The organism is Streptococcus sp. CL8.13 (genome assembly GCF_049737895.1).
Genome location: NZ_JBKOTT010000080.1, coordinates 1 through 4,560, shown reverse-complemented (window position 1 = coordinate 4,560; position 4,560 = coordinate 1). Strand labels below are relative to the sequence as shown.

Genomic DNA, 4,560 nt, shown 5'->3' with positions numbered 1-4,560 from the left:
GATTGTAGCCATGCTGATTACCCCAGCTGCAACTGCTTATCTCTATGCTAATAGCCTGAAAAGCATGATTTTCCTTTCCTCAACCTTTGGAGCTACAGCTTCAGTTTTGGGACTCTTTATCGGCTATAGCTTTAACGTTGCAGCAGGTTCTAGTATCGTGCTTACAGCCGCTAGTTTCTTTCTCATTAGCTTCTTTATCGCTCCAAAACAACGATATTTGAAACTGAAAAATAAACATTTGTTAAAATAAGGGGCAAAACCCCAATAAATTGGAGGATCTAATGAAAAAATTAGGTACATTACTCGTTCTTTTTCTTTCTGTCATTGCTCTTGTAGCATGTGCTAGCGGAAAAAAAGATGCAGCTTCTGGTCAAAAACTAAAAGTTGTTGCTACAAACTCAATCATCGCTGATATTACTAAAAATATTGCTGGTGATAAGATTGATCTTCACAGTATCGTTCCTGTTGGTCAAGACCCACACGAATACGAACCACTCCCTGAAGACGTTAAGAAAACTTCTCAAGCTGATTTGATTTTCTATAATGGTATCAACCTTGAAACAGGTGGCAATGCTTGGTTTACAAAATTGGTAGAAAATGCTAAGAAAACTGAAAACAAAGACTACTTTGCAGTCAGCGAAGGCGTTGATGTTATCTACCTTGAAGGTCAAAACGAAAAAGGCAAAGAAGATCCACACGCTTGGCTTAACCTTGAAAACGGGATTATTTTTGCTAAGAATATCGCAAAACAATTGAGCGCTAAAGACCCTAGCAACAAGGAATTCTACGAAAAAAATCTCAAAGAATATACTGATAAGCTAGACAAACTTGACAAGGAAGCTAAAGAGAAATTTAACAACATCCCTGCTGAGAAGAAATTGATCGTAACCAGCGAAGGATGCTTCAAATACTTCTCTAAAGCCTACGGTGTCCCAAGTGCCTATATCTGGGAAATCAACACTGAAGAAGAAGGAACACCTGACCAAATCAAGACCTTGGTTGAAAAACTTCGCCAAACAAAAGTTCCTTCACTCTTTGTAGAATCAAGTGTGGATGACCGTCCAATGAAGACTGTTTCACAAGACACAAACATCCCAATCTACGCACAAATCTTTACTGACTCTATCGCAGAACAAGGTAAAGAAGGCGATAGCTACTACAACATGATGAAATACAACCTTGATAAGATTGCTGAAGGATTGGCAAAATAATACTCTTCGAAAATCAAATTCAAACCACGTCAGCTTTATCTGCAACCTCAAAGCGGTGCTTTGAGCAACCTGCGGCTAGCTTCCTAGTTTGCTCTTTGATTTTCATTGAGTATAAGCCTCTGAAAAACGTCATTCTCACATGAGCTGGCGTTTTTTCTATGCCCATATTTCCGGTCAAATCATTGGAAAATTCCGGCTGTTTCAGCTAAAATGGAAGAAAAAAGATTGGAGTATCCTATGGTAACTTTTCTCGGAAATCCTGTGAGCTTTACAGGTAAACAACTACAAGTCGGCGACAAGGCGCTTGATTTTTCTCTCACTACAACAGACCTTTCTAAAAAATCTCTGGCTGATTTTGATGGAAAGAAAAAAGTCTTGAGTGTCGTGCCTTCTATCGATACAGGCATCTGCTCAACTCAAACGCGTCGTTTTAATGAAGAACTGGCTGGACTGGATAATACGGTTGTCTTGACTGTTTCAATGGACCTCCCTTTTGCCCAAAAACGTTGGTGTGGTGCTGAAGGTATTGAAAATGCCATCATGCTCTCAGACTATTTCGACCATTCCTTTGGACGTGATTATGCTCTCTTAATCAATGAGTGGCACCTATTGGCACGCGCAGTCTTTGTCCTTGATACCGACAATACGATTCGCTACGTTGAATACGTGGACAATATCAACTCTGAACCAAACTTCGAAGCCGCAATTGCAGCTGCTAAAGCCCTATAGAAAAAATCCTCTGTCACAAAGAGTTCCCTACTCTTTGAAACGGAGGATTTTTCTTATTCTTTAATTATTGTTTATTTTGAAATGAATCCTTCAAAATCTTTTAGTTGAAAATTATATTTTTCAGTGAGTAACACATTATCCACTGCAACATCTTCTCCCAATGGGTAAATATTTCTTTTGAAACGGTTGTAGGAGGAAAATCTCTCCTACACTATTATTGATTCTGAGAGAAAATTGCAAAATATCATCTACCAAACTTTCAATTATTAAGATTTTTTGCAGTTTAAAGGATTTTTATTTCAGACGATCCATCGTGAACACTTCATCAGCCATCTCCCAAATTGCCGGATTATGTGTTGCGATAATGATTAGCCTATTATCATCTCGAAGAGATAGCAAAATCTCCATAATCAACTGAGAGGTTGCTGGGTCTATTGAAGCTGTTGGCTCATCCGCCAGAATAAGGGGTGGATTCTTTAAGATAACTTTTGCCAAGGCAACCCGTTGCGATTCTCCGCCCGATAACTCAAAGATGCGCTTATCTAGGTCAAGATAAGCCAGGCCGACCTGTTCTAAAGCCTGCTTCTGCCTCAACCGCTGTTCCGACCGACTCAACTTTTGACCAATGAGACCTAGCTTAAGGTTTTCTTCAATACTTTGGTTTTCAATTAAGCCAAAGTTCTGGAAGAGGTAGCCCAATTCGTGACGGAAAAAATCACTCGATTTATAATTGGCCAAGTCTTTACCTCGGTAAAAAATCGTGCCATCATAAGATTCTAATTTCCCAATCATGTTCATCAAGGTTGTTTTTCCGCTACCACTTGAACCAATTAAGGCATAGACTTTTCCAGCCTCAAATGTTATTGAAAGATTCGAAAATAACTCTCGTTCTCCAAAAGATTTACTCACCTGTTTAAGTTCAATCATATTAACCTCCCTTCAAAACAAGCATGGACATCTTGTTTTCTTTCTGCATTTGTACATGTAACTGTAAAAGAGATAGACCAGTAAAGAGTAACGAGACTAAGAAAGCAACTACTATCTCTACCATAAGAAATATACTCGCAACAAATCCCAGTAAAAACACACCCAGTTGAGCAAAGAGATAAGTGCGATGGATTTCTAAGAACCTGAGACCTGCAATGCGTTTGATAAAAATGGCACGTCTAAATTCTTCAAAGTAGAGCCTATTCATAGTGTTAAACAACAAGATTGAAGTTGCAATCCCAAGCACAGCTCCTGCTAGCATTACCCAACGTTCCCTCTGGATATTATCCAATAATGTGATGTAGTTGTGGTAACCTGTTTGCATTTCTGAGACCCAATTTTCAATGCCTTGTCTCTGGATAAGCTCCTGGGCATCAGACAATTGATTAAAGAGAACGTAGTTCTGTACTGCGTCTACCCAAAACAAAACGGACTGTGGACCAGTTGATTGGGGTGTTATAACAATGATGATTGGATCTTTCAAAAACTGCTGGTAAGAAATAGGGGTCGTATTATACACAAAACGATCCTGACCTGATTCCAAATAACCTACCGTAGCAGTCATTTGCTGTCGTTCATCTTGACTAGACATGCGACTGGTTAAGTCGTCTTCAAAAACAGATTTATAATGTTCTTCCTCTGAACGGAGGTGTTCAGGCAGCAATAAGACAAACTCCCCTACATCAAGGTGATTCATCTTTTGCTCAATAGTTGTATCTACAGGAATGTTTTGACGCTTCAAGTATTGCGGTGTGACGATAAGGACATTGCCATTCGGGCTGTAATCATGCCATTCTGTAGAGGTTGCCAAGTTTTTGGAGGAAGCCATGCCATTTTGCAAAGTACGGTCAATTAACTGGTGTCTAGATAAGAAAGCCTTTTGTTCTGAAACAGCCAGATCCATCAATTGATACCAAGTTCTGAATTTCCTTTGAGCTTGTTCATCAAAACCAGGACTCGTTCCTTCACGGCTGATTGATAGGATAGTCAGTTGCCTTTCCTGACTCCAAACCTCTTGTCCAATCCGATGCTGTTGCCAGGCTTGGGAATACTTTAAGCTACTCCCTATTCCCAGCGTTACAATAATAATCGCTAATAGTTGACCGATTAAAATCAAACTAATGATTCCTCTGACAGGCACTTGCCCTTTTATAATCTGCATCAGGTGTATCTTTTTTATCCCAACTGCGAAGAGTTGAGCGAAAAACAGGGAGATCGACAACAAGATGAGATTATAACTGAGCAAGCCTTCTCCTATGGTCATTAGGGATTGCGTTGGAAGCGACAGAATTTTTTGCATAAGAATGGCGAGCACGCCAGCTAAACTGAAACCAACAGCTATCCCTTTCAAATCCTCACCAACTGGTCTAAGGAAAATGGACCACCGTTTCTCTCCTGAAATGAGGCGAATGCCCGACGACCGTAATTGGCTAATTTGACTAATTAAAGTCAGTGCTACAAAGGTTAAGATGAAAATCAATAGACTGATTAACTGAAATCCGTTACTAAAGATAGCCATTAACGTAGATAGTTTAGATGGAATTATCAGGTGCATGTTAGTCAAGCCAAGTTGACTTAGCTCCTCCCTTAGCAAGTGAATATCTAGGTTTCCATCGAATACAAAATAGTTTGT

General features: G+C 39.6%; 5 protein-coding genes. 3 read left to right on the top strand and 2 right to left on the bottom strand.

Annotation, left to right across the window (positions count from 1 at the left end; all coding sequences use genetic code 11):
• The 3 genes from ACLNCN_RS03605 to tpx form a co-directional block, all read left to right on the top strand.
• Positions 1-250 (top strand): metal ABC transporter permease (locus ACLNCN_RS03605; RefSeq protein WP_424844638.1); only part of this gene is annotated, 250 nt, incomplete at its 5' end.
• Between the two features lie 31 nt (positions 251-281).
• Entirely contained in the window at positions 282-1,211 is a 930-nt protein-coding gene (gene psaA, locus ACLNCN_RS03600) for a metal ABC transporter substrate-binding lipoprotein/adhesin PsaA (RefSeq protein ID WP_084888713.1), read from the top strand.
• 237 nt (positions 1,212-1,448) lie between these two features.
• Positions 1,449-1,940 carry a thiol peroxidase gene (gene tpx, locus ACLNCN_RS03595; protein ID WP_000256026.1) on the top strand — a complete coding sequence of 164 codons (492 nt, stop codon included), beginning with the start codon at positions 1,449-1,451 and terminating at the stop codon, positions 1,938-1,940.
• A 294-nt stretch (positions 1,941-2,234) separates the two neighbouring features.
• Here tpx and ACLNCN_RS03590 read toward each other — a convergent pair whose 3' ends face one another.
• The gene (locus ACLNCN_RS03590) at positions 2,235-2,867 is read right to left on the bottom strand and encodes an ABC transporter ATP-binding protein (protein ID WP_000571409.1); all 633 of its coding nucleotides are present in this window, start codon (positions 2,865-2,867) and stop codon (positions 2,235-2,237) included.
• Position 2,868: 1 nt separating this feature from the next.
• A partial coding sequence (locus ACLNCN_RS03585) for a DUF1430 domain-containing protein (protein ID WP_424844637.1) occupies positions 2,869-4,560 on the bottom strand: 1,692 nt, incomplete at its 5' end.

Excerpts from the sequence above, each read along its gene's own strand:
- psaA (WP_084888713.1), top strand. The coding sequence starts at position 282 with ATGAAAAAATTAGGTACATTACTCGTTCTTTTTCTTTCTGTCATTGCT.
- tpx (WP_000256026.1), top strand. The coding sequence starts at position 1,449 with ATGGTAACTTTTCTCGGAAATCCTGTGAGCTTTACAGGTAAACAACTA.
- ACLNCN_RS03590 (WP_000571409.1), bottom strand. The coding sequence starts at position 2,867 with ATGATTGAACTTAAACAGGTGAGTAAATCTTTTGGAGAACGAGAGTTA.